Annotated in this window: 17 protein-coding genes; 7 read left to right on the forward strand and 10 right to left on the reverse strand. The window is 41.0% G+C overall.

Annotation, left to right across the window (positions count from 1 at the left end):
• Nucleotides 1-2: 2 nt before the first annotated feature.
• The gene (locus NST73_RS01990) at nucleotides 3-8,201 is read left to right on the forward strand and encodes an amino acid adenylation domain-containing protein (protein ID WP_342499332.1); all 8,199 of its coding nucleotides are present in this window, start codon (nucleotides 3-5) and stop codon (nucleotides 8,199-8,201) included.
• Between the two features lie 6 nt (nucleotides 8,202-8,207).
• A complete protein-coding gene (locus NST73_RS01995; protein WP_326242057.1) occupies nucleotides 8,208-8,948 on the forward strand; it encodes an alpha/beta fold hydrolase in 741 nt (246 codons plus the stop codon).
• 25 nt (nucleotides 8,949-8,973) lie between these two features.
• On the opposite strand, the gene NST73_RS02000 is transcribed toward NST73_RS01995, so the two are convergent.
• From NST73_RS02000 to NST73_RS02025, 6 genes are all read right to left on the reverse strand, one after another.
• A complete protein-coding gene (locus NST73_RS02000) occupies nucleotides 8,974-9,513 on the reverse strand; it encodes a hypothetical protein (RefSeq protein WP_047946187.1) in 540 nt (179 codons plus the stop codon).
• A 19-nt stretch (nucleotides 9,514-9,532) separates the two neighbouring features.
• On the reverse strand, nucleotides 9,533-10,066 hold the full coding sequence (locus NST73_RS02005) for a stage II sporulation protein M (protein WP_047946186.1): 534 nt from the start codon (nucleotides 10,064-10,066) through the stop codon (nucleotides 9,533-9,535).
• Nucleotides 10,023-10,712: an ABC transporter ATP-binding protein gene (locus NST73_RS02010; protein ID WP_047946185.1), complete on the reverse strand. Its 690-nt coding sequence runs from the start codon at nucleotides 10,710-10,712 to the stop codon at nucleotides 10,023-10,025. Before NST73_RS02010 ends, NST73_RS02005 begins: the two co-directional genes overlap by 44 nt.
• Nucleotides 10,713-10,720: 8 nt before the next feature.
• Nucleotides 10,721-11,896 (reverse strand): hypothetical protein, encoded by a 1,176-nt coding sequence (locus tag NST73_RS02015; RefSeq protein ID WP_234712506.1) that lies wholly within the window; start codon nucleotides 11,894-11,896, stop codon nucleotides 10,721-10,723.
• Nucleotides 11,897-12,207: 311 nt separating this feature from the next.
• The gene (locus NST73_RS02020; RefSeq protein ID WP_047946183.1) at nucleotides 12,208-12,507 is read right to left on the reverse strand and encodes a hypothetical protein; all 300 of its coding nucleotides are present in this window, start codon (nucleotides 12,505-12,507) and stop codon (nucleotides 12,208-12,210) included.
• 287 nt (nucleotides 12,508-12,794) lie between these two features.
• Nucleotides 12,795-13,709: a DMT family transporter gene (locus NST73_RS02025; RefSeq protein WP_024720178.1), complete on the reverse strand. Its 915-nt coding sequence runs from the start codon at nucleotides 13,707-13,709 to the stop codon at nucleotides 12,795-12,797.
• 131 nt (nucleotides 13,710-13,840) lie between these two features.
• Between NST73_RS02025 and NST73_RS02030 the strand changes: the two genes are divergently transcribed.
• Complete coding sequence (locus NST73_RS02030; protein ID WP_342499333.1) at nucleotides 13,841-15,178, forward strand: PLP-dependent aminotransferase family protein; 1,338 nt, start codon at nucleotides 13,841-13,843, stop codon at nucleotides 15,176-15,178.
• On the opposite strand, the gene NST73_RS02035 is transcribed toward NST73_RS02030, so the two are convergent.
• Nucleotides 15,165-15,866 carry a 4'-phosphopantetheinyl transferase superfamily protein gene (locus tag NST73_RS02035; protein WP_342499334.1) on the reverse strand — a complete coding sequence of 234 codons (702 nt, stop codon included), beginning with the start codon at nucleotides 15,864-15,866 and terminating at the stop codon, nucleotides 15,165-15,167. The two genes, NST73_RS02030 and NST73_RS02035, sit on opposite strands and share 14 nt — an antisense overlap.
• 143 nt (nucleotides 15,867-16,009) lie before the next feature.
• On the opposite strand from NST73_RS02035, the gene NST73_RS02040 reads away from it, so the two are divergent.
• Nucleotides 16,010-16,870, forward strand: coding sequence for an AraC family transcriptional regulator (locus tag NST73_RS02040; protein ID WP_342499335.1), 861 nt, complete (start codon nucleotides 16,010-16,012; stop codon nucleotides 16,868-16,870).
• 25 nt (nucleotides 16,871-16,895) lie between these two features.
• On the opposite strand, the gene NST73_RS02045 is transcribed toward NST73_RS02040, so the two are convergent.
• Complete coding sequence (locus NST73_RS02045) at nucleotides 16,896-17,486, reverse strand: hypothetical protein (RefSeq protein WP_342499336.1); 591 nt, start codon at nucleotides 17,484-17,486, stop codon at nucleotides 16,896-16,898.
• Between the two features lie 85 nt (nucleotides 17,487-17,571).
• A complete protein-coding gene (locus tag NST73_RS02050) occupies nucleotides 17,572-18,216 on the reverse strand; it encodes a YitT family protein (protein ID WP_007498187.1) in 645 nt (214 codons plus the stop codon).
• Between the two features lie 546 nt (nucleotides 18,217-18,762).
• Between NST73_RS02050 and NST73_RS02055 the strand changes: the two genes are divergently transcribed.
• The 3 genes from NST73_RS02055 (at nucleotide 18,763) to NST73_RS02065 (ending at nucleotide 23,770) form a co-directional block, all read left to right on the forward strand.
• Entirely contained in the window at nucleotides 18,763-22,809 is a 4,047-nt protein-coding gene (locus tag NST73_RS02055) for an isopeptide-forming domain-containing fimbrial protein (RefSeq protein ID WP_342499337.1), read from the forward strand.
• A gap of 6 nt (nucleotides 22,810-22,815) precedes the next feature.
• Nucleotides 22,816-23,376, forward strand: coding sequence for a class D sortase (locus tag NST73_RS02060; protein ID WP_342499338.1), 561 nt, complete (start codon nucleotides 22,816-22,818; stop codon nucleotides 23,374-23,376).
• Between the two features lie 109 nt (nucleotides 23,377-23,485).
• Nucleotides 23,486-23,770 carry an AbrB/MazE/SpoVT family DNA-binding domain-containing protein gene (locus NST73_RS02065; RefSeq protein ID WP_039166253.1) on the forward strand — a complete coding sequence of 95 codons (285 nt, stop codon included), beginning with the start codon at nucleotides 23,486-23,488 and terminating at the stop codon, nucleotides 23,768-23,770.
• Nucleotides 23,771-23,809: 39 nt separating this feature from the next.
• Here the strand turns inward: NST73_RS02065 and NST73_RS02070 are convergent, their stop codons facing one another.
• A complete protein-coding gene (locus NST73_RS02070; RefSeq protein WP_007498183.1) occupies nucleotides 23,810-24,553 on the reverse strand; it encodes an amino acid ABC transporter ATP-binding protein in 744 nt (247 codons plus the stop codon).
• Between the last annotated feature and the right edge of the window lie 10 nt (nucleotides 24,554-24,563).

Consider the following 24,563-nt stretch of genomic DNA (forward strand, 5'->3'; position numbering starts at 1 on the left):
GAATGCTAGTTAGTAGACGAAAAGGAAATGCAGCAAATCATATTGTCAGGATCAATGGAAAACGAATCGATCTCAAAGCATTAGAGAAAGTCTTCATGCTTCACTTTCCACTAAAGGAATGTGCGCTCATCCCGAAGAAAAATCAAGAAGGAGGCCTATCGCTTGTGCTGTTTGCACAGGCGAAGGACCCTTCGTTGACAAGAGAGGATTTGATGAGAGGCCCGCTTCATCCTGATGAAGTGCCAGCCGCACTCGTCCTCGTCCCTTCCTTGCCGCGAAAAGAAAATGGAGCGGTCGATACCGAGGCGCTGCTTGCCATTGATGTACTAGATGAAGAGGAACGGAGAAAGATAGAAGAGCGCACGAAAGCCATAGATGGAGTAGAGGAAGCAGCCGTTTTGATAGAGAGTCAGACAGAAAAACAAACACCCTATCATTTAGATGACCTCTTCCCAGATAGACAGCGTACAAATGGAAACGAATCGTTTTCAAAAGATGAAGTCAGCCAAACCATACAATCCTCCGTACAAGAAAAACCACCAGCTCTTGTTTATGGAGGTGATGTGATCAGAAAACCAGGTACACCAGTCACATTGACAGAGGTACTGATCCGAGCCGCCTTTATGTCACCAAATCGCGGAGTCACGTATCTCAAAGAAGGCGGTCATGAGGTGATCCAGACTTACCCGGAATTACTCACAGGAGCGGAACGTGTCCTATCTGGATTAAGGGCAGCCGGACTTTCAAACGGCGATCAAGTGCTGCTTCAATTGAAGGACCATCAAGATTTTATCACGGTATTCTGGGGCTGTATTCTCGGTGGAATCATTCCAACCCCAGTCTCTGTACCGCCTGTGTATGATGAAATGAATCAAGGTGTGAACAAGCTCAAGGGCGTGTTTCAGCTTCAAAATGAACCATTCATTATTACAAACGAAGCGAGTGCTGAGGACATTGCAGGGCTACGTAAAACGTTTGAATCAAAAGCGATTCCGATTTTAACAATCGAAACATTACTTGCCTGTGACCCAGATGAACAGCATTATGAGCCAGAGCCGGATGAGCCTGTGCTTCAGCTGCTGTCCTCAGGAAGTACGGGTGTGCCAAAGTGTATCCGGCACAACCATCAAAGCATTTTATCTAGAATCATTTCCTTTGAGCAGGCAAATGGTTTCACGCATGAGGATGTATCAATGAACTGGATGCCGCTTGATCATGTAGGGGGCATTGTCATGTTTCATGTCCATGATGTCTACCTCGGCTGCCAGCAAATTAGTCCATCCATTGATCAATTTATCGAACGGCCGATGGTGTGGCTGGATTGGGTAGAAAGATACGGTGTCACAAGGACGTGGGCGCCAAACTTTGCCTTTGCGATGATGAATGAATATGAAGACGACATTCGCAAAGGGAGCTGGGATCTCTCCACCTTGACCTATATCATGAACGCCGCCGAAGCAGTTGTTCCTAAAGTGACGCAGCGTTTCATGCACATCATGGGTGAGCACGGATTAAGCCGCCATGCGATGGTGCCGGCTTATGGCATGTCAGAAACATCATCAGCCATTGTCCAGTCAAAAGAATTCATGCGTCATGATGATCAGGGTGGACAACTGACCATTGATCAGACCTCATTAACAAGTGAGATTCAATATGTGACGCACGATCATCCGCACAAGATAACTTTTACAGAAGTCGGTGCACCCATCCCTTCTGTATGGATTCGGATTGTAGACGAGCATCACCAAGTGTTGCCAGAAGATCAAGTCGGCCGCTTGCAGGTGAAGAGTCCAACGATTATGATGGGCTACTATCAAAATGAGGAAGCCAATGAAGAAGTATTTGCGGAAAACGGCTGGTTTCATACAGGAGATTTAGGATTTATTCATGAAGGGCGCCTTGTCCTCACAGGACGAGAAAAGGATATCATCGTCATCAACGGAGCGAACTATTTGAATTACGAAATTGAAGCCGTTGTGGAAGAAGTTGAGGGGGTTGAAGTCACCTTTGCCGCTGCGTACGGCATTTACAATCCCGAATCAAGTAATGACACACTCGCCGTCTTTTTTGTCACGCAGAAGGATTCGATAGAGGATCAAATCACAATGATTCAGCAGATTAGAGAGAGCATCATTCGCAAAATGGGAATCGAACCTGACCATATCATTCCGGTGAAAAAAGACCAATTTCCGAAAACAGAAAGCGGAAAAATCCAACGTGCCCAACTAGGTGCGGCACTGAAAGATGGGGTATTTCATGACATTGAACGTGCACTTGATCTTGCTTCGGAAAATGAACAAACCCTCCCAGATTGGTTCTTTAAACGTATTTGGGTAAAAGAGAATATCGGTCCATCTCAGCCAGTCTCCACTGATCATGTACTCGTATTTGAGGATGAAAAAGGGCTTTATCAATCGCTTTATACACAATTTGAACAAATGAACCTGCCTTATGTTTCTGTGAAAAAGGGTTATGAATTTTTACGCCTGTCAAAAGGGATGTATCAGATGAACCCTCGAATCAAGGGGGATTACGTCAGGCTTGTGGCGGCGCTTGAAGCCGATGAATTAAAAATTGACCGTATGCTCCACTTGTGGAATGTATCAGACACGGAGATGATTGCGAGCCCTGCGCAGTTCAAAGAACTGAATGCAAGCACTAGCCAATCCATTTTGTATTTGTATCAAGCATTGAGACAAGAAAATAAAGAGCCGATGCGTCTCGTTGTTGTCACAAAAGGTGGTCAATTTGTAAAACCGCAAGATGAGTTTCATGTGGAGAAAACGTCTCTTGCCGGATTATTAAAAACCATCCCGCAAGAATGGGAAGGGGCAGAAGTGTCTCACCTTGATATTGAAGCGGAGAATGTGGAACAGGATGCCAAACATATTGCGGACGAACTAGGTGCGATTCATTTGAAAGCAGAAGTGTCTTACCGGCATGGCCAGCGCCTCGTACCAAAGCTGGAAAAAGTGAATATGATGACGGCACCTCAGACAGAAGGGTTTTTAGAATATGAAGGCTTGTACTTGCTGACTGGCGGGCTTGGCGGTATTGGATTTGAACTGTCTAAGCAAATGCTCCAATTTGGCTTGAAGCTCGTGTTAATTGGACGGACATCCCTTGAAGAAGACAGAGAAAAAGAGGCGTCATTCTCACAACTTAAAGATCAGGGAGACGTTCTTTATGTACAAGCCGATGTGACGAATTTATGTGACGTCGAGCGGGCGATTTATGAAGCAGAAAAGCATTTCGGACAGTCGATCCGAGGAGCGCTTCATTTAGCCGGTGCTGGCAATGTATCTGAGCACTTTCAGCATGTGGATACGTACACACTGGCTCATACAACAGAAGAAGATTTCGTCAAAGAACTTTCAGGGAAGGCAGATGGTGCTTGGGTGCTGCAGGAAGCTTTCAAGCATGACCCGTCAGTTCCACTCGTCTTTTTTGGATCAGTGAATGGCTTTTTTGGCGGCACCACATTTGGCGCATATTCTGCGGCGAACAGCTTTTTAGATGGACTCGCACATGCTCTTACCTATCATGAGGGAAGAAGAGCGATTTCGTTGAATTTCAGCATGTGGGATAATCTTGGTTTGTCTAAGGGACATACTGGGGCTGCGTTAACCGTTCGCAAGGGCTTTCAATTGATTGGAAAAAAACAAGGACTCCATTCATTATGTCTAGGTGTTCGGCTGAATGAAGCGCATCTATTTATTGGCCTAGATGGGGCGAATCAAGAAATCGCTGAACATCTTCAACCAGCACCAATACCACATTTTGAAAAGAAACTGTACTATACGGTGCAATCAGGCAAAGAAGTGGATGTTGACAAGATCACAGGAATCATAGAGGGGAAATGGGACATCAGGCAAGTGGAAGATATACCGAAAAAACAAGATGGCTCTATTGATCATGAAGCCCTCAAACAGTTCCATCACAAACACGCACAGCCGTTTGAAAAGCAATTGCCAGAAACGAAGACAGAGCAGGTGCTTGCGGCCATATGGGAGGATATTTTAGAAGTCGATCGTGTGTACAAAGAGGATCAATTCTTTGACCTTGGTGGACATTCATTAAAGGCCACTCAAACGATTTCTCGTATTAATCATGAGTTTTCAATAAAGGCACCGCTAAAAATATTATTTGAAAGCAAGAATCTGGCACACTTGGCACAAATGGTCGATGACATCAATGGAGCACCAGCTATTCAGGAAGCCAGCATTCCAAAGCTGGAAAAACGAACAAGCTATGAACTGTCACACGCTCAGCAGCGGATTTGGTTCTTATCTACATTAGAAAAGAGCCATCATTACAATATATTAGGTGCTTGGAAGCTGATGGGCCAATTACACATCCAAACGTTAACAAAGTCGATCGGTCTCTTAACAAAACGTCATGAAGCACTGCGCGCAACATTTCAAACCATTGGCGGCAAGCCGGTTCAAGTCATCCGTGAAGATCTTCCGCCATCAGTAACCGTTGCGAATTTCTCATTATTTAATGAAAAAACAAGAGCGAGAAGATTGGAACAGCTGATTCAGCAAGAGGCGAACCGCATCTATGACTTAGAACGGGGACCGCTTGCACAATGGACAATTGTTGATATGGGGAAAGAGGAATATTACTTGCTTTGTGCGCAGCATCATATCATTTCCGATGCATGGTCGCTCAGCCTGCTTATTCAAGAATTAGAAGTCGTGTATGGTGCGCTATTATCAGAGAAAACGCCTGAGTTACCTGCACTTGAGATTGAATGGACCGATTATGTTCATTGGGAGAATGAGCAATTAAAGAACCACCATGAGGCTCAGAGCTATTGGCTAGAAACGTTACAAGGAGAGTTGCCGGTATTAGAGCTCCCGTTTGACCGTCCTCGTCCGCCGATTCAAACATTTAATGGAGCTACAGAGCAAATCGTGATAGATGAACCGCTTGTTCGTCGTTTACATGCCTTGTCGAGGCAGCAGGGGACAACACTATTTATGACGATGTTGTCAGCCTATTATGTCCTACTTCACAAGTTGTCTGGACAAACAGATGTCATTGTTGGATCGCCGATCGCTGGCCGTGATGTCGAACAATCAGAGAAGCTCGTCGGCATGTTTGTCAATACATTGGCGCTGAGACAGGACGTTTCAAAAGCCGATACCTTTGCCGATTTACTGGCAAAGGTGAAAGAAATGACGTTAAAAGCCTTTGAGCATCAGCATTATCCATTCGACAAGCTTGTGGATGACCTTTCAATGGATAGAGACCTAAGTCGTTCACCGATCTTCCAAGTCGCCATGGGGTATGTCACTGATTCCCTGGATATCAACCTAAAAGGACTGACATCGGAACAAGTGATGGTCCATCATACCGTCTCTAAATTTGATCTCACCTTGCATGTATTTGAGCAGGAGGACAAGCTGTCTATCCATGTGGAATATAATACGGATTTATTTGAGCAAGAAACGATCCACCGTATGATGAATTATTATCTCAATCTGTTAGATGGCATGACGGCTCAGCCTGAACGGACATTTGCTGACTTTTGCGTCATGGACAAAACAGAACAGGATGCCATGATCATAGGGAAAAATCAAACTGACACGCCTTATCCAAAGCGTACGCTGCAAGAATTATTTGAAGAACAAGTGCAGCGTGACCCGCACCGGATTGCTGTATCTTATATGGAAGAGCATATGACGTATCAAGATTTAGACGAGAAGGCGACAAAACTGGCTGCCTATTTACAGTCAAAAGGCGTTGGACCCGGTTCACTTGTCCCGATGCTGTTTGATCGTTCGTTTGACATGATGGTCTCAGTTCTAGGGATCGTCAAGTCGGGTGCTGCTTATGTACCGATGTCACCTGAGTATCCAGATGCCCGTATCGGTCTGATCGTTCGCGATACACAAAGCCATATCATCTTAACCCAGTCGCATCTGATCAATCGTTTAGACGATCTGAGCGGCACAAAGATTGAAATGGACAAGCCGTTACCAGAAACAGGCGCAGTGTATCAAAGGGAAAAATCGATTGTAGGAGAAGACCAGCTTGCCTATGTTAACTACACTTCAGGCTCAACAGGCACACCAAAAGGCGTGATGCTTCCTCATGCAGGAGTGGTCCGCTTAGTGAAAGAAACAAACTATATTGAGCTTGGTTCAGAAGATAAAATGCTTCAGCTGTCTAATTATGCATTTGATGCCTTTACCTTTGAATTATGGGGAATGCTGCTCAATGGCGGTCAGCTGGTTCTGATCCCGAAATATGCTGCTCTGAATATGGACGAATTAACTCGTTTAATCAAAACGCATCAAGTCACAGCCAACTGTTTGCCAACTGCATTATTCAACCGGTTGATTGAGCATGATCCAAAAAGTGTAGCTGGATACCGTACATTACTCGTTGGCGGAGAAGCCATGTCTAGTGAGCATGCACGAAAGGCATTGCCACATATGAAGGGTGTGCTGATCAATGCTTACGGTCCAACAGAAAACACAACATTAGCGACCACTTATCAAGTCACACACGTACCCGAGGATGCAAGATCAGTGCCAATCGGTGTGCCAGTCGCCAACTCAACGGTTGTCATACTAGATGATCATCTCAATCCAGTACCTACAGGCGTCAAAGGAGAAATCTATATCGGCGGAACAGGGCTGGCAAAAGGATATCTGCATGACCCAGAGCGTACGCAGGAGCGGTTTATTGACAATCCATTCCCGGCATTAAAAGGGGACAAACTGTATCGTTCCGGTGACCTAGGGAAATGGCGGTCTGATGGCAGTATTGAATACCTTGGCCGAAAAGACAACTTGGTCAAAATTAGAGGCTACCGAATTGAATGTGGAGAAATTGAGACAGCCCTGCTCAAACACCCACAAGTAAAAGAATGTACCGTCATTGCTAAAACGTACGGCAGCTCAAACCGGCTGGCAGCCTACCTTGTCACAGATGGGGGAGAGCCTGTTCCCGGATGGAAAGCATTTTTACAGGAAAGCCTGCCAGGCTATATGATTCCAAGTTACTTTATCGTACTTGACGCAATTCCTGTCACAACAAATGGGAAGGTCGATCAAAAAGCATTGCCGGAGCCGACAGACGCAGTCTCTTCCTCACATGAAGACGATCAACCGGCAACAGAAACACAGCAGCTGATTGTGACGGCTTTCAGTGAAGTGCTTGGTGTCAAACGAGTAGGAATTCATGATTCATTCTTTGATTTAGGTGGAGATTCCATTATGAGTATTCAAGCCGTTGCCAAATTAAAAGAAAAAGGTGTCCGTGTTGATCCGAAGTGGATTTTCATGCACCCAGCGCCAGCACAGTTAGCGGCATATTTGGACACAGTGCCAGAAACAGGCGAGCCTGTCGAAAGAGCGCCGAAAGACTATGTAATCGAGTTGAAAAAAGGGGATCCGGCTGAACCGAGAATTTTCTTTGCACCGCCTGCTGGTGGAACGGTGATGGGGTATATCGATGTGGCCAAGCTCATGACACATGCAGGAGCTGTTTACGCCTTGCAGTCTCCAGGCTTGTATGAGGATGAAGAACCACAATTCCTTCATTATACAGAGCTTGTCACCATTTTTATTGAAGCCATTGAGACATTCTATCGACCAGGCATTGATTATTTGGCAGGGCATTCCATGGGCGGACATCTTGCTTACGGAATGAATCAGAGACTCTGTCATGCAGGAAAAGCGCCAAAAGGATTGATCATTTTAGATACGGTTCCGGTATTAAGAGATGAGGCAGATCAAGCGCTTCATGCCGATATGAACGAAGAAGAAGTGAAAATGCTGGCCCTCGTCCTAGGTATGGGGAACCTCGTTGGCATCAAACCAGAAGCATTACAAGGGCTCAGCTTCCAAGAAGTGAAGCAGAAAATCCTCAAAGAAGCAGAAAAGGATGAAGTCGTTCATCAATTTATGAATGATCACTATTTAGATAAATACTTGCAAATGCAGACTCATAATACCATCATGTCACAAGCCATTGAATTAGAAAAAGACCCATTCTCTGTGCCGTTTTATATTATACAAAGCAGCGATCACGCCACAGATTTCCAGAAAAAATTTGCCGATTGGGAAGCTTACACGAGAGAAACGTGCTCGTATTATCAAATAAAAGGCGACCATGTGACCATGATGAAAAGACCGCAGGCAGATCAACTTGCGCAGATTCTTGAAACGATCGTAAAGGGGTAAGGACGTATGAACCAATTATTTAAAACCTTTGAAAAAAAATCAGATCTCATTCAGCTTATTTGTTTTCCTTTTGCAGGCGGATATTCCGCCTCTTATCGTCCGCTCTTTGAACAGCTGAAGGACACGGCCGAAGTGACAGCAGCAGAGCCTCCGGGTCATGGAACGAACCTCATGCCGCTTGAAACAAGCATTGACCGGCTGGCTGAATTGTATAAAGAAGGACTGACAGGCAAATTAAACCGTCCATTTATTTTGTTCGGACATTCCATGGGCGGACTTGTGGTGTACAGGCTGACTCAGCTGCTAGAAAAGGAAGGCATCGATCCGGCAGCAGTTGTCATTTCTGCCATTCAGCCGCCGCAAACAAAAAGACAAATATTGACCCATTTATCGAATGAAGCATTTGTTCAGCATATTGCTGAAATGGGCGGGATTCCAAAAGAATTGTTAGAGAACAAGCCAATGATGGATTACTTTACACCATCCTTACGTGCCGACTATCAAGCATTAGAATCCTTCCAGCATACAGACAAAACAATCATTGAATCACCCGTTTATTTATTGAACGGAAAGCAAGATAAGAAATGCATGGAAGACGCAGACGGCTGGCTAACATGGGCAAACGCCATCGAACGCACTGATTTCGAAGGAGGCCACATGTATATCAACACACACCTCGAGCAGTTCGCAGAACATATGAGGCATGTCATTGAGCAGACAATAGAAGATCGAGTGATAAAGATTTAAAAAAAGGCCCAATATGGGCCTTTTTTTATTGTGGAATGAAACTGGAAAACGCTGATATAGCTAGAGAAAATAAGAATAATAATACAAACGGTATGTAAAATTTATAATTTCTGTTTTCTGTGTCCTTTACGTAGGAGTAGCACCATAAGCTAAAAGAGACTAGAACAAAAATATTTAGATTCCACAAAATTGGAAGTTTGATCATTTGCTCGGCATTAGATACATTCAATAGGTATAAAATAATAACAATAATATTACCCATTAAAATGCAGTAATAAGAGAGTATCCCTCTTTTAAATATGTTCTTATATGGTTGATTTATTCCGAGTGTAACAAAACCTAGAAACAATACTAATGAAAAAAGTAATACTTCTATTATTGGTTTAAATGTTTCTCCAATAACTGCAAGTGATATGCCTATCCATTTACTCACTTCAATTATATCTTGATTACCATCAAGTTGAAGATCTAGTAAATTTTTATTAATTTCATCCATTTTTAATATAGAAAGGATAAAGGCTATAATACCAGAGAGTAGACTTACTAATATAATGTGTTTTTTCATATTAACATCCTTTTCAATATCAAATTTTTATAAAATAAAATTCAATAATCGAAGCAATAAACAACAAAAACAACCCTGTTAAAAGCTGTTTTAAATATGTTTTTCCTTTTGTTTTAAAAGGAATTCTATCTTTGGAAAGTATGTACTGTAAAATGTGTTTTGATATATCGAACGATACAAAATAAAAAAGAAACAAACCAACAATTTCTAGAGGTGAATGGAAAATAATATAATATAAGGCTATATCAATTCCATATATATAAGTATATGATATAAAAAAAGCCCCAAGGAAAAATCCATTTAAAAATATGATAATGCTAGACAGCAAGCCTAAACTAACTATTCCAGATATTAAAATGAGGAGGGATACAGATAGATTATTAATGAAAATTTCTTGATAGCTGTCAATCTGTACGTTGTTTTTAAAATCTATACTATTTATAAATGTTGAAGCAAAAATACTTAAGATAAAACCCCCTAGGAAAAACATTAAAAAAACTGAAAAATACTTAAGATAATTTCTCGAAAAACTTTCTTTCAAGTTGATCTTCATGAAACGTCACTCCTGAAGATTTTTTTTCTGAGTGTATGATACTACCATTGTCAATAAAAAGAATTTCATCACATAAATCTGCTGCAAATTGAATGATATGTGTGGATAGTAAAATGATCTTGTTGTCGTCTCTGAAACTTCTTAAATGTTTTTTCATATCAGCCATGTTTGTTGGGTCTAGACCAGTAAAAGGCTCATCTAATAAAATGATATTTGGATTGTGTAATATGGTTAAAATAAAAGACATTCTCTGTCGCATTCCTCGAGACAGATTTGATGTACGACGATGAGCTTGTTTTGCTAACCCATATTTGCTCAATAAATCATTGATTTGATCATTGTTTAAGGGTTGTCCCACAAGCATAGATTGATATTTTATCAATTCAAAACACGTTAAGTTTTCAAAAAGAGTAGGATCGTCTTCCATATACCCAACATGAGAAAAACTTTGCTTACTACTATTAATTAAAATTTGACCGTCATCTGGAATTATTAATCCTGCAATCATCTCTAAAATAGTAGTCTTTCCTGCTCCGTTCTTTCCTAAGAGTCCAATGATTGAACCCTTTTGAAAATTCATCTCAGGAATTTTTACTTTAAAATTAGATTCTTTGTATTCTTTGGTTAGATTATGAATTGATAACATACAATCCCTCACTCAAATAATGTTTTAAACGATTTATAGTTTTTATTAATTGTTCTATCCCAAAATGTAAATATCAAAAATATAATTATGATGGTACTGGTAATCATAACTATATTTGTCAAAATATAATAAACTCTGCTATATGAGGAAATAACTGATAAAGCTAAAATAAACCCATAGCAAATATTTAAGGTTAATTTACTAAGAGAACTTGGAACTTGATATACATATTCCCATTTGAAATAAGGAAATAAAACTGTCGAACCGACAGTACAAGTAGCTATTAAAAAGCAAGTGTTTATTAGAGTAATTATAACGGAAATTGGCTGATCTAACTTTATAGTAAAAGTAGAAAATATGATATATAAAACACAAAAAAACAAATGAAGTATGATAGATAAAGTTAATTTTGTTTTTATTTTATTGTTAACCAAATTAGGTAATTTCTGCTTTAAAGGAAGGATTGGGCCATCGATATCGAATGAGACATAAGGTTGTATTGCGTTCGATATTAAGATCATCGGAAAAATAACACTAAAAATAAACAAAAAATCATTTTCTATATTCAGTGTTTCAAGTTGATTTGTTTGAACGCCATATAAAATTAAACCAAATAAACCTCCAGATATTGTTAGTATAAAAAGTAAAACAGACCATTGTATAGGTGGATTTCTCAATAAAAGTATAATTTCATAAAGAAAAACATAGTTAAATTTTCTGGATTGTTCATCTTGTTTTCCTGTAGTTTTATTCCGAAAATGAAAAATTGGCACATTACGAACTCTTTTATTCCAATTAATCATTAACAAAATACTAATTAAAGCAAATGTCACAATGATATATATTGAATTTATAGGTAAAGGATTTTTTAATAAGTTGAAATTGAATACTGTGAATATCCAAAGTGCAATAATGCCTGTAGTTATATATCCAATTGTAGATGAAATAGAAAAAAATCTAGGATTTGAAAGTATTAACAACAGATGTAGTCTAAGTAGGTATCCTAAAATAAAAGCGGTACCGCCCAAAGATGCTAAAGTGAGAAATTGATCATAACCATTTATAATTAAATTCGTTAACAATGATCCTGAAAAAAAGAATAATAAGCTAGCAATAATACTGAAAAACTTGCTCATGTCTTTGGCGAAAATGTATTGATCAATACTTATTTTTAATATAGCCATCTGTTTTTTATCTTTAGAGAAAAGGATCCTCATCAAACTTTTATCAATATTTATTGTTAATATTATTATGAAAAATGATATATAGATAGTTGATAGATTTTTTATGAAATAAACGGCTAAGACACCTAACAATAAGGGAACAATTATGTATAAGAAAGAAAAAAATGCAAAAATGAGAGCATTATTACGTTTATGATTTCTAAAATCATTGATTAACAAAATCTTAGTGAATGTTAAGTATTTATGCATTTACAACACTTCCATTTTAAAATTGTAAAGAGAAGGCGATTACACCTTCTCTATTTAAAAAATTAGAAAGCAATAGCGTATTTAACTCCATATTTTCTAGCATAACTAATTACTAGAGAAGCAATAGCACCAAGTCCAAATGTACCTAAAACTGCCGCAATGGCTCCAACTGTACCAGCTGCATTTAGGATTGCACTAACTGAAGTCAATGCCCAAGTAGGTATTTGAGGATAGTTAGCTACTAGATTTGCAAAAGGTGTAACTGGTTCAAGAGTCAATAAAACCATAGTTGTTAAAGTTAAAGTGAAAATAAGACTCAAGCCTAAAATTGCAAAAAATCTGTTTTTTAATCCCATTTCCATATTTTTCACCTCCCTCTTGATCATATACCCATATTATACAGAAAAAGGGTATATGATAAATAGGTTTTTTATACTGTATTTAACTAATTTGGATATAAAAGTTATATGGTTTTTGATATAAAGGTTTTTTCGTATTTTCACAAAAATGGGATTTATTTCTCCCATTTAGGGAAATTAGAAAAACACTTCGCAGAACATATGAGGCATGTCATTGAGCAGACAACAAAAAGGCAATTCATCAGCCAATAAAAGAAAACAACGGCCCCGTCAAACGAGGGCCGTTTTCTTTATGAATTCCCCTTCCTCACCACATTCCCGCCAATCACTCCGCCAATAACGAGCACAGCCCCGATGAGGTGAACCATATCAATCGTTTCATGTAAAATAAGGACGCCAGCGGCAATGGTAATGAAAGCAGAAAGATTGTTAAAGATACTCACTTTTGCTGCTTCAAGGTGGGAAAGAGCATAGTTTGATAAATACGCTGTGAGCAGTGAAGAGAGAATGCCTAAAAAGAGCATAGACCATACAAAGGATGGCTGCGTAAACGGACTGAAAAACTGCGGTAGTGTAGCATTTACCGAGTGCCGAATGAGAGCAGCAGCATTAAAGAAGACAAATCCAAAGAATGTCATCACGAAAGTCAGTTCAATGACATGGAATCGCCGTGTCATCACCCTGGCAAATACGCTATAGGCACTGGATGATAAGGCTGAAAGTAAGATCAGCACATAACCAATGAGATGAGAATGTTTCACATCAATTCCCTTCACCACAAAGAGGAGCATCACCCCGGACACAGAAAGAATGGTAAACAGCACCTGAATCGAGGTAGGGCGTTCCTTTAAACACCATGCTGCAAGCACCATTGTCAAAATAGGGATGGTCGCCTGAATAATGCCGGCCTCTGATGAAGAGGTAAACATCAGCCCCCACACTTGAAATGCAAAAAACAACACAGGATAAAGCAAGGAAAATGGCACAATGTAAATGAGATCACGCCATTGAATGGAAAAACGGTACTTTTTTCGTAAAAATGGAAATAACAAAAGAGCGGCTGCGAAAGAAACAGTAAATCGGTGTGCTAATACATCAATTGGATTCGCTGATGCTAAGGCCACTTTGACAAACAAGAATGAAAAACCAATAATACAGGCGTATGCGATCGAAGCAGCATACGCTTTTTGTTTTGACATATCCATCAGAATTCTCCTTACACGAGCATGCATGCTTCAGTTGAATTGACCGGTTCTGTCTTTTTATCGTAAACGGATCAAGTAAAGTGTACAATAAGAGTTATTGATATCTGTACCGGTACAAGGAGGGTAGTACTGTGAGGAAATATGATCAGCTTGTGTTGAATATAAAAAACAAAATCGAGAGCGGTGAATACAATGCTGGAATGAAAATCCCATCCATTCGTCACTTAGCGGCTCAATATGCTGTGAGCAAAAGCACTGTCATAAAAGCACTAGACACATTAGAGCGTGAACACTTGCTGTACTCTGTAGAAAGAAGTGGCTATTTTGTCGTGAAAACCAATCAGTCAGCCGTTAAGAAGGGCAGCACATGGATTGATTTTGCTTCCTCTGCGCCTGATCCCATTGTGTTTCCATATGTCGATTTTCAGCACTGCATCAATCAAGCGATTGATCTGTATCAAAATGATTTATTTATTTATGGCACCACCAATGGATTACCATCTTTACTGCCAATCATTTCAAAGCGTTTAACGGATTATCAAGTGTTTGCCTCTCCAGAACAGATCGTCATGACTTCTGGTATTCAGCTGGCTTTATCGATTTTAAGCACCATCCCGTTTCCAAATGGAAAACGGACCATATTGGTCGAACAGCCAGGCTATCACCTATTCCTCCAATACTTAGAGAAAAACCAGCTGCCTGTCCGGGGGATTCAGCGGACGGAAAACGGACTCGACCTTCAGGAATTGGAGCGTATCTTCCGAGAGGAGGATATTCGCTTTTTCTATACGATGCCAAGGTTTCAAAACCCGCTTGGAACGAGTCTGTCGAAACAAGAAAAAATAGCGATTGCAGCCCTTGCCGAAGCATATGATGTCTACATCGTTGAAGACGATTATTTGGCTGATTTAGAATTCGATACAAAAAGAGACCCGATCTATTCATATGATCAGACGGGGAAGGTCATTTATTTAAAAAGCTTCTCAAAAATCATTTTTCCGGGGCTTAGAACAGGTGCTGTCGTCTTACCAAACGAGCTGATTGGCCCCTTTAGTGAACATAAACGGCTTATTGATATAGACAGCTCGATGCTCTCGCAGGCTGCTTTAGAAATTTATTTGAAAAGCGGGATGTTTGAGCGTCATAGAGAAAGGATGCAGGCGACCTATAGAGCTCGATCCAAACAACTTGTGGCCTGTTTGAAAAATGATCAAGGCGCTTATGAGCTGGGAGAAGAGGAGCCAGCTACTCATACCCACGTTCGTGTCGACCGGTCCATTCCGATGAATCAGCTCATTCAGCAGCTAAAAAAGGCTTCTGTGATGGTTCAGCCGATCGACCGCCATTTCATTTCTACTTATCAAAAGGAGCCTATACTTCAGCTGAACATTTGGCATGTAAAAGAAGAGGAAATCGCACGAGGCGTCGATTTGCTAAAGTCATCACTTCAACAAATCACACGTTATTAAGGCGAGATAGCATGTTCTCACAAGTGAGTATCTCGACGTGCTCAGCCGCAGCGGGTTTTCTTGTACAAACCGCCATTTGGTAGGCAGGATCAAGCGAATATGTTTGGACAACGCAAGGGGCTTCGTGATCAGGTAATCTCAAAGTAGCCTGGCCATCCTTTGACAAGCGAGCGGTAAAGGATGAGAGACCATAGGATATTCCCTTCCCTGTCAGCTTGATAAAAGCCTCCTTCATGGACCATAAATGAAAGAAATAGGCTTCCTGCCGTTCTGCCGGCTGTGAGAGTAAATCTTGATATTCGTCAGCTGAAAAAAATCGTTTGGCTATGGCTAAATCAATCGGTTTAATCTCTTCAATATCAATGCCAACAGGCGCATCATCTACTGCGCCCACGACCCAATCACCAGAGTGAGAAAGATTAAAATGAAAAGAAGGAATTTGCCGGACAACAGGCTTTCCATTCCCTTCTGTTTCAAAAATGATCTGTTCCATAGGCAGTGCGTACATCTCATGAATGATGTGACGAATCAGTACCTCACCTAAAAGCGTTCTTCTTGCATCGATCAAAAAACGAAAGCGCTCAACGGCGGCGCGTTTTTCAAGTGATACAAAAGGCTTCAGCTGTTCTATTTGTTTTCGTGCATTTCTATCATCTAAAGGTTGTAATTGAATAGCGAAAATCTTCATAACGGACCTCAATTTTTTACATTTATTGTACCATTGGATGAACCCATGCAAAAGAGAAACAGACATCCTGTTCAATGAAAGCACAAAATGACAGGAAGGTGCGGGCGGTTCTCGATATAGTGGAAAAGGAAGGAGAGGGAAAAATGATTCACTTGATCATGGATAGTATCAATTATATGGAAGAGAGGCTGGATCAGCCTTTGCAGATCGAAGAAGTGGCAGAGGCCGCCTGTATGTCTAAATTTCATTATCAGCGGCTATTCCATATGCTGACGGGAATTGCAGTAGCAGAATATATTCGCAAAAGACGATTAACCCTTGCGGCAGAAGAATTCATGACCGAGCAAGTGAAAGTCATTGATGCGGCGGTGAAGTATGGCTATGAAACCCCAGAGTCGTTTGCGAAAGCCTTCAAGCGGCATCACGGATATACACCGGCAGCAGTGAAAACAGGCAAGTATACAGTGAAAGCCTATCCCCGTCTCTCCTTCGAACTTCAAATAAAAGGAGTCGAACCGATGCATTATCGAATTGTGGAAAAGGATTCATTTTCAATCATGGGCAGAAGACTAAAGACAACAACAAAGAATAGCCAAAACAAACAGGATATTCCCGCCTTTTGGAAGCGTGTCAATCAAGAAGGATGGACGGATTCACTGGCTCATGCAGCTGGAGAACTCGGATATATCGGTGTATGTGCGCATTTTGATGAAACGCTTGAAACATTTGACTATATCATTGGGATTGAGCAAGGTGAGGAAGAACCAGATTCGACCATGACAGTCGAGCAGATTCCGGCCAGTACGTGGGCTGTATTTCAGGCAAAGGGGCCTGTCGAAACCGCTGTGCATTCAACATGGACACGTATTTTCACAGAATGGTTTCCTGCCTCAGGATATGAGCATGCTGGGGGAATGGAGATGGAAACGTATCCTTTAGATGGAGAGATACATTCTCCAGATCATGTGACATTGATTTGGATTCCAATCCGTAAACAATCATAAAAAAGGCAGCGTATCTCGCTGCTTTTTATCCTTGTTTGAGGATGTGAACACCGTTTGGATCGGTCGTATTCATCCTATGAGAATCCATCATCTTCACTTCAAGTAAAGAGAGACGTTCTCCCTTTTTCCAATGAATAGGTTGTGTCAAACCGTCCAGCAACTGATCGACCGCAGGTGTATGAGTCAAATCAGGTACTGCGATCGTCATCTCGGCAATTGCTTCTTCACCAGTTTCAATCACATCTGTCCGCCGCTGCAATTCAAGCCTTAAGCGCATCGGTGTAGAAAGAAACGTTCTTCGCTCCCCGGTCTGGATTGCCCAGTTTCTCTTTTGCGCTTGTACCAGCAGCTGATCATATTCATCATCAGTCACTAGAAAGCCGATGTGATCAAAAAGGACTTTTTTACTATAACCAAATGTGATATTGATCTGTCCCTTTCTCATCTCAATGATTCGGAAAGAGGGCTTCTTCTCTCTAAAATCATCCCATGTCTGCGGAGGAGGAAAGGAACCTTCCTTTGCGAAACGACCCTTTACTTCAAAGCCTAATGAAGTGTACGCCTGCTCCGTCTCCTCAACAAATGGTGTCCAGTAATGATAATGGAAAAGCTGCATCAGAGGATCATCTCCTGTTTTAAGAATATTTCGTCTATTTAGTTTAGCACAAAACAAGCCATTCTTTTAGTAGAATGGCTTGTTCTTATCGGGTAAGGGTTTGAACAGGTTTCTCCGCTGTTTTTGTAATGAGCAGCTGCAAGAGCCGTGTCGATTGTGGCAATGAAAAGCGAAGGACGAGTCCAGTAAAGATGGCCGTCAGAATCGTTCCAATGCCAATCGGGCCGCCGAGCATCCATGCAAATAGAAGCACGGTTAACTCAATACCATTTCGAACCCACTGTACGTTCAGCCCTGTTTTTGCTGAAATGAGCAGCATTAATGAATCCCTTGGCCCGGCGCCAAGATTAGCTGAGACATAAATGCCAACGCCATACCCAGACACAATCACGCCCGTAATAAATACATATAAAGCAGGTAAATACCCATGTGGTGCAGGTAATACTGCATTAAAGAAATCAATAAACACGCCAATCAGCACCATATTGAGAAGGGCGCCGATCTTTGGAAAAGATTTCGTGAAAACAGATGTCAGTGTCACAATGAGTGCACCAATAATGATCGACCATTGTCCAATGGTTAAACCAAAATGCTGAAACAGTCCATAATGAAAAGCGTCCCACGGACCAATGCCAAGGATCTTTCCCTTCACTGTCAGCGATAGTCCAAAAGCAAGTACAATCAATCCAACAAAATAAAAAAACCAACGTAAAAGATGTTCCCGCTTCAAAAGCTTTCCCTTCTTTCTTAAACACTCGATTTCAATCGTAACATACTCGCACGCCCCTTTAAATGGCTTTGCTCAATTGTAATCGCTTACTCGACAAAAAGAATTTTTTCCATAAAAAGAGCAGAAAACATCAAATTTTGGAGCAAGACTTTTGCCTTGTTTTTTTTAACAAAGTGAACCAATAATTAACAATTTTTATGAAAATAAGAAAAAAATTCAATATAAAATGACAAAAAAACAACCTTTATCCAATTAAAGAATATTCAAGATAAATTAGAATAGATTGTATGTAAATTGCGCCGTTAGGCCTGTTTTTATTAATAGATAAAATATTTAATACACGATAAAAAAACTTGTTTTATTGGAAAAAACATAGATGGATCAGATGTCGAAAGCTGTATATGACAAAAGGGCTATTTTTGTCGAAAATAGTCTTTTAGTCATGTTGAGGGTTCTGAAATGTTACTGATATTCTTTACCAAAGTGTGGGAGGTGAACTGGTACATACCATTATGATGTAAAGCAGGGAAAAGGGGATGTCAAAAAATGAACATATTAAAAAGAACGAGTCAATTATTTCTTATATTGGTGCTGATCGCTGGGAATTTATTAACGGTCTCACCACCTGTTACAAAAGCTGCTGGAACAGTGGTCGTGAACAATACGGATTCCTATATGATTGGGACTAGGCCACTAGTTCTTCAGCAACTCGATGGAAATGATCCAACAAATGTTAAAGCTAGTGTAGAGGTGAAAGGAATCGATATAGGCGCAGTGAATGGTGTTGCTGTTAGTGATCGAGAAAATGTAGTGTATGCAACTGCAAATGGCACTAGCCTTACTCTATATAAAATAAATGCGACATCAGGGCAAGCACAAGTCGTAACGAAACTACCTGAAGGCGCTACTAATGCCGTTGTGCATCAAGATAAATATATTTATTCTTATTTTTCTAATGGTGATTCTTTCCTTGGAACGTACGATTTAGTTACGGGTCAAAAAACGTCCAAAAAAATCGTCGGTTATGACGCTGGCTCTGGCATTGGTGGTGACATTGGCGGAGATCTTGTAGTCGATAAGGATGGCTATCTTTGGTTTGCATCTAATAACAGTGGAGCCGTTGCGCAAATGAATCCTGAAACAGCTGAAGTCATTCGTGTCATTCCGATTACAAATGCGGATGGTAAAACGATTGACGGAGGCGTGCGGGGAATTAGCTTCTTGCCAAATGGGCAGATGCTATTACAGTCAGGATTAAATGAATCCATTGGTCATTCCACTCTTTTTACACTTGATGCGAAAACATTAAGTACAACATATATGGGCACTGTAGGTGATTCATTATCTTACGACTTAGCTTCAAGGGTGAAGCCTGAATTCGATCCATATCCTCCTAACCTTGAATCAGAAAAATCTGTTGCTTTACAGAAAAAAGCAGAAGGCAACACAGATGAAAAGCATCCAGAAGTAGGCGACACTTTGCTTTATACAATTAGAGCAAAAAATACGGTGCAATTCGGCATTCTTAAAAATCTGATCATATCAGATAATCTTCCGAGCAGCTTAACCTATGTTTCTGGATCTCTTAAGGTAGATGGCACAAGCGTAACAGATGCAAAGGATCAAGACAAAGGTGATTTTACAAACGGTACTGTGACAGGTCAAATAGGTGATGTGAAAGATACCGATTGGCACACCGTGACATTTGAAGCGAAAGTAGCAAAAGGGCAAGCGGGTAAAGATATTCAAAATACAGCGAATGTCAAAGGGGAAAACACACCGCCAGACAATCCAACAACAAACATAGAAATTTATCCTCGTGATCCGAAGCTTGAATCAGAAAAATCAGCGGTCTTACAGAAAAAAGCAGATGGGAATACAGATGAGAAGCACCCAGAAGTAGGGGACACATTGCTGTATACCATTCAAGCCCGTAACGCTGTTGAAGATAGTGTAATAGAAGACCTTGTGATTTCTGACAAGTTACCTCAAGGATTATCTTATGTACCAAATTCACTTCAGGTAGATGGAAATCCAGTCACAGATGTAAAAGATGACGACAACGGTGATATGACAGACGGAACTGTCACTGGAACGTTCGGTGAAGTGAAAGATACGAAATGGCATACCGTGACGTTTGAAGTCACAGTTGAAAAAGGTCAGGCAGGCAAAGATATTCAAAATACAGCGAGTGTCACAACCGGCAACACACCGCCAGACGAGCCGACAACGAATGTAGAGATCTATCCTCGTGACCCAAAGCTGACTTCAGAAAAATCAGCGGTCTTGCAGAAAAAAGCAGATGGCAATACAGATGAGAAGCATCCAGAGGTCGGTGATACACTTCTTTATACGATTAAAACAAAGAATACGATAGAAGACAGTCTCGTTGAAAATTTAGTGATCTCAGACGAACTGCCGGAAGGATTAGCGTATGTGCCGGATTCACTTCAAGTGGATGGAGAGGCAGTCACTGACGCAAAGGATGACGATAACGGAGACTTCACAGATGGTACCATATCAGGACAATTTGGTGACATTCAAGATACAGATTGGCATACCGTGACATTTGAAGTGACGGTTGAAAAAGGACAATCTGGCAAAGACATTCAAAATACAGCGAGTGTCACAGGTGAAAACACACCACCAGACGATCCAACAACAAAAACAGAAATCTATCCTCGTGATCCAAAGTTGGAATCAGAAAAATCAGCGGTCTTGCAGAAAAAAGCTGAAGGTAACAAAGATGAGAAGCATCCAGAAGTAGGAGATACCCTGCTTTATACAATTAAAACAAAGAACACGATAGAAGACAGCCTTGTGGAAAATCTAGTGATCTCAGATCAATTACCAAAAGGGCTGACGTATGTCGCTGGGTCTCTTGAAATTGATGGAGAATCTGTCACAGATGTGAAAGACGACGATAGCGGAGACTACACAGATGGAAAGGTCACAGGTTATTTTGGTGATGTGAAGGACACGGACTGGCATACCGTGACGTTTGAAGTGACAGTTGAAAAGGGACAGGCTGGTCAAGACATTCAAAACACTGCCGAAGTAACAGGTGAAAACACACCACCAGATGATCCAACAACGAAAACAGAAATTTATCCTCGTGAACCAAAACTAGCATCAGAAAAGACAGCGAGCATTCAGAAAAAAGCAGAAGGGAACACAGATGAAAAAACACCACAGGTAGGCGATACCCTTCTTTATACGATCAAAACAAAGAATCTTGAAGAAGACAGCATCGTCGAAAATCTCGTGATTTCAGATCAACTGCCAGAAGGTCTTGAATACGTCGAAGGGTCATTAAAAGTAGATGACCAAGCCGTCACAGATGCAAAAGATGACGATAACGGAGATTACACAAAAGGCGCAGTCACCGGACAATTTGGTGATATCAAAGACACGGACTGGCATACTGTGACGTTTGAGGCGAAAGTAGCCAAAGGACAATCAGGGAAAACCATTCAAAATACAGCAAAAGTAACAGGCGAAAACACACCGCCAGATGAGCCGACAACCGAAACAAACATTGATCCAAGAGATCCAAAGCTTGAATCAGAAAAAACATCTGAGATCTCTCAAAAAGCAGAAGGCAATACAAATGAAAAACAAGTTCAGGTAGGCGACACCCTTCTTTACACCATCAAAACAAAAAATAGTGTAGAAGACAGTATCATCAAAGATTTAGTCATCGCAGATCAACTGCCAGAAGGTCTTGAATATGTCGAAGGATCATTAAAAGTAGATGACCAAGCCGTTACAGATGCAAAAGATGACGACAACGGAGACTACACAGAAGGCACAGTCACCGGTCAATTTGGTGATATCAAAGACACAGACTGGCATACAGTTACTTTCGAAGCGAAGGTCGCTAAAGGCCAAGCGGATAAAACCATTCAAAACACAGCGAAAGTAACAGGCGAAAACACGCCGCCAGATGAGCCGACAACCGAAACAAACATTGATCCAAGAGATCCAAAGCTTGAATCAGAAAAAACATCTGAGATTGCTCAAAAAGCAGAAGGCAATACAAATGAAAAAGAAGTACAAGTAGGCGACACTCTCCTTTACACCATCAAAACAAAAAATAGTGTAGAAGACAGTGTCATCAAAGATTTAGTCATCGCAGATCAACTGCCAAAAGGTCTTGAATACGTCGAAGGGTCACTAAAAGTAGATGACCAAGCCGTTACAGATGCAAAAGATGACGACAACGGAGACTACACAAAAGGCACAGTGACCGGTCAATTTGGCGATATCAAAGATACGGACTGGCATACGGTGACTTTTGAAGCGAAGGTCGCGAAAGGATCTGAAGGTAAAACCATTCAAAATATCGCAGTTGTGAAGGGTGATAATGTTGACGAACCAGACAAACCTGAAAACTCAACAACGGTAGTACCGCCGCATGTGCCAGAGGTGCCAGCAAATCCAGAGCAGCCTTCTCATTCAGAACCGGATACACCTGGTCATCATCTTCCGAACACTGCAACAGAGATGTACAACCTTTTACTAGCAGGATTTGCACTTGTACTAATAGGTGCATCCCTTATTGTATGGAAAAGAAGAAAAAGAAACGGATAATCGTCCATGTTTCAAAAAAACATCTCAGCTCTATTGATTACAGCGGGTATTTGTTTTGTGATTGTAGGATATATGAAAATCGTTGATGGACAAAGACAAGTAGATCAATCATTCCAGTCTGCGCAAGCAGCCATCCAGCAAAAGGGGAAAATGGATTCCTCTTTTGTGCCGGAGGCTGGTGAAACCATTGGGCTCTTGCACATTCCAAAGTTAAACGCTGAGTTACCAATTGTAGAAGGAACAGCGGCGGAGGATTTGGCAAAGGGAGTGGGTCATTATCACGAGAGCTATTTTCCTAACGAACAGGGACAAATCGTTTTATCTGGGCATCGTGATACTGTGTTTAGACGAACAGGAGAACTTGTGAAAGGGGATCAACTTGTCATAGAGCTTTCATACGGTCGGTTTACCTATGAAATTGAGAAAACAAAGATTGTGAAAAAAGATGATCAAAGTATTATTACACTACAACAGGAAAAGGAAGAACTTGTCCTCACCACATGTTATCCTTTTTCTTTCATTGGTCCTGCGCCAAACAGATATATTATATATGGGAAGCGTGTTTAGCCACTGGATCAGCCTGCAGCTCATTCTTTCATTAACCGATTAGAGCGCTTAATCCCTTGATAAACAGGGAATCTTCTATATCATATCTAGAGATGCAGGGGGGGTCAATTTGTTAAATAAAGAAGATGTAAAGTATATAGATAACGTTGGAAGAATTGTCCTGCCGACAGATATAAGAAAACGGTTGAAAATTCATCCACAAGATTTTATTGAAATCTATCAAGAAGAAAGTCATATTGTGATAAAGCCTTATTGGCGGGATAAACCTTGTATCGTTACAGGGCAAGTCACCTGTTCCAATAAGGCGCTGTCAGGCGGTGTAGTTGTCAGCCCAGAGGGAGCGAGACTGCTCCTGCAAGATTTACTAGCGCTGCGGCTGCAAAAAGAGATATAAAAAAAGGCTGTTCTCACATGATGAGAACAGCCTTTTTGATCATACTGGATTCAAAATCCGATTTAAGAATTGTTTTGTTCGTTCTTCCTTTGGTCGTTTGAAGATTTCTTCAGGAGGACCTTGTTCGACGATCACGCCGCCATCAATAAAAATCACTTCGTCCGCCACTTCTTGGGCAAACTTGATTTCATGTGTGACAACCGCCATCGTCCAGCCTTCTTTCGCTAAATCTTTCATGACCTTTAAGACTTCTCCGACAAGCTCAGGATCAAGCGCAGAGGTTGGTTCATCAAAAAGCATAAGCTCTGGCTGAATGGCAAGTGCACGGGCAATGCCGACACGCTGCTTTTGACCGCCTGACAGCTGGAAGGGATACAAATCTTTTTTATCCTCAAGTCCTACCTTTTGCAGGAGCTGAATCGCTTCTTTTCGCACCGCTTCTTTCGGACGGCGCTGGACTTGGACTGGACCTTCCATCACATTCTCAAGAACAGTGCGATGTGGGAACAGATGATAATCTTGAAACACCATGCCTGACTTCCGGCGAAGCTTGAGCAAATCAGCTTGTTTATTTTTTTTAGAAAAATCAATCGAGAAATCATCGAAGGTAAAGGAGCCGGCATTTGGAATTTCAAGTGCATTTAAACAGCGAAGCATCGTTGTTTTTCCTGAACCTGATGGACCAAGAATCGCCACAACCTGCCCTTTGTTGATCGTAAAATCAATCGACTTTAAAATCTCATTTTCACCAAAGGATTTGTTTAAGCCTTTGACTGTTAGCATGTCGTTCCCT

The organism is Bacillus sp. FSL W7-1034, from assembly GCF_038593365.1.
Lineage (GTDB): Bacteria > Bacillota > Bacilli > Bacillales > Bacillaceae > Bacillus > Bacillus altitudinis.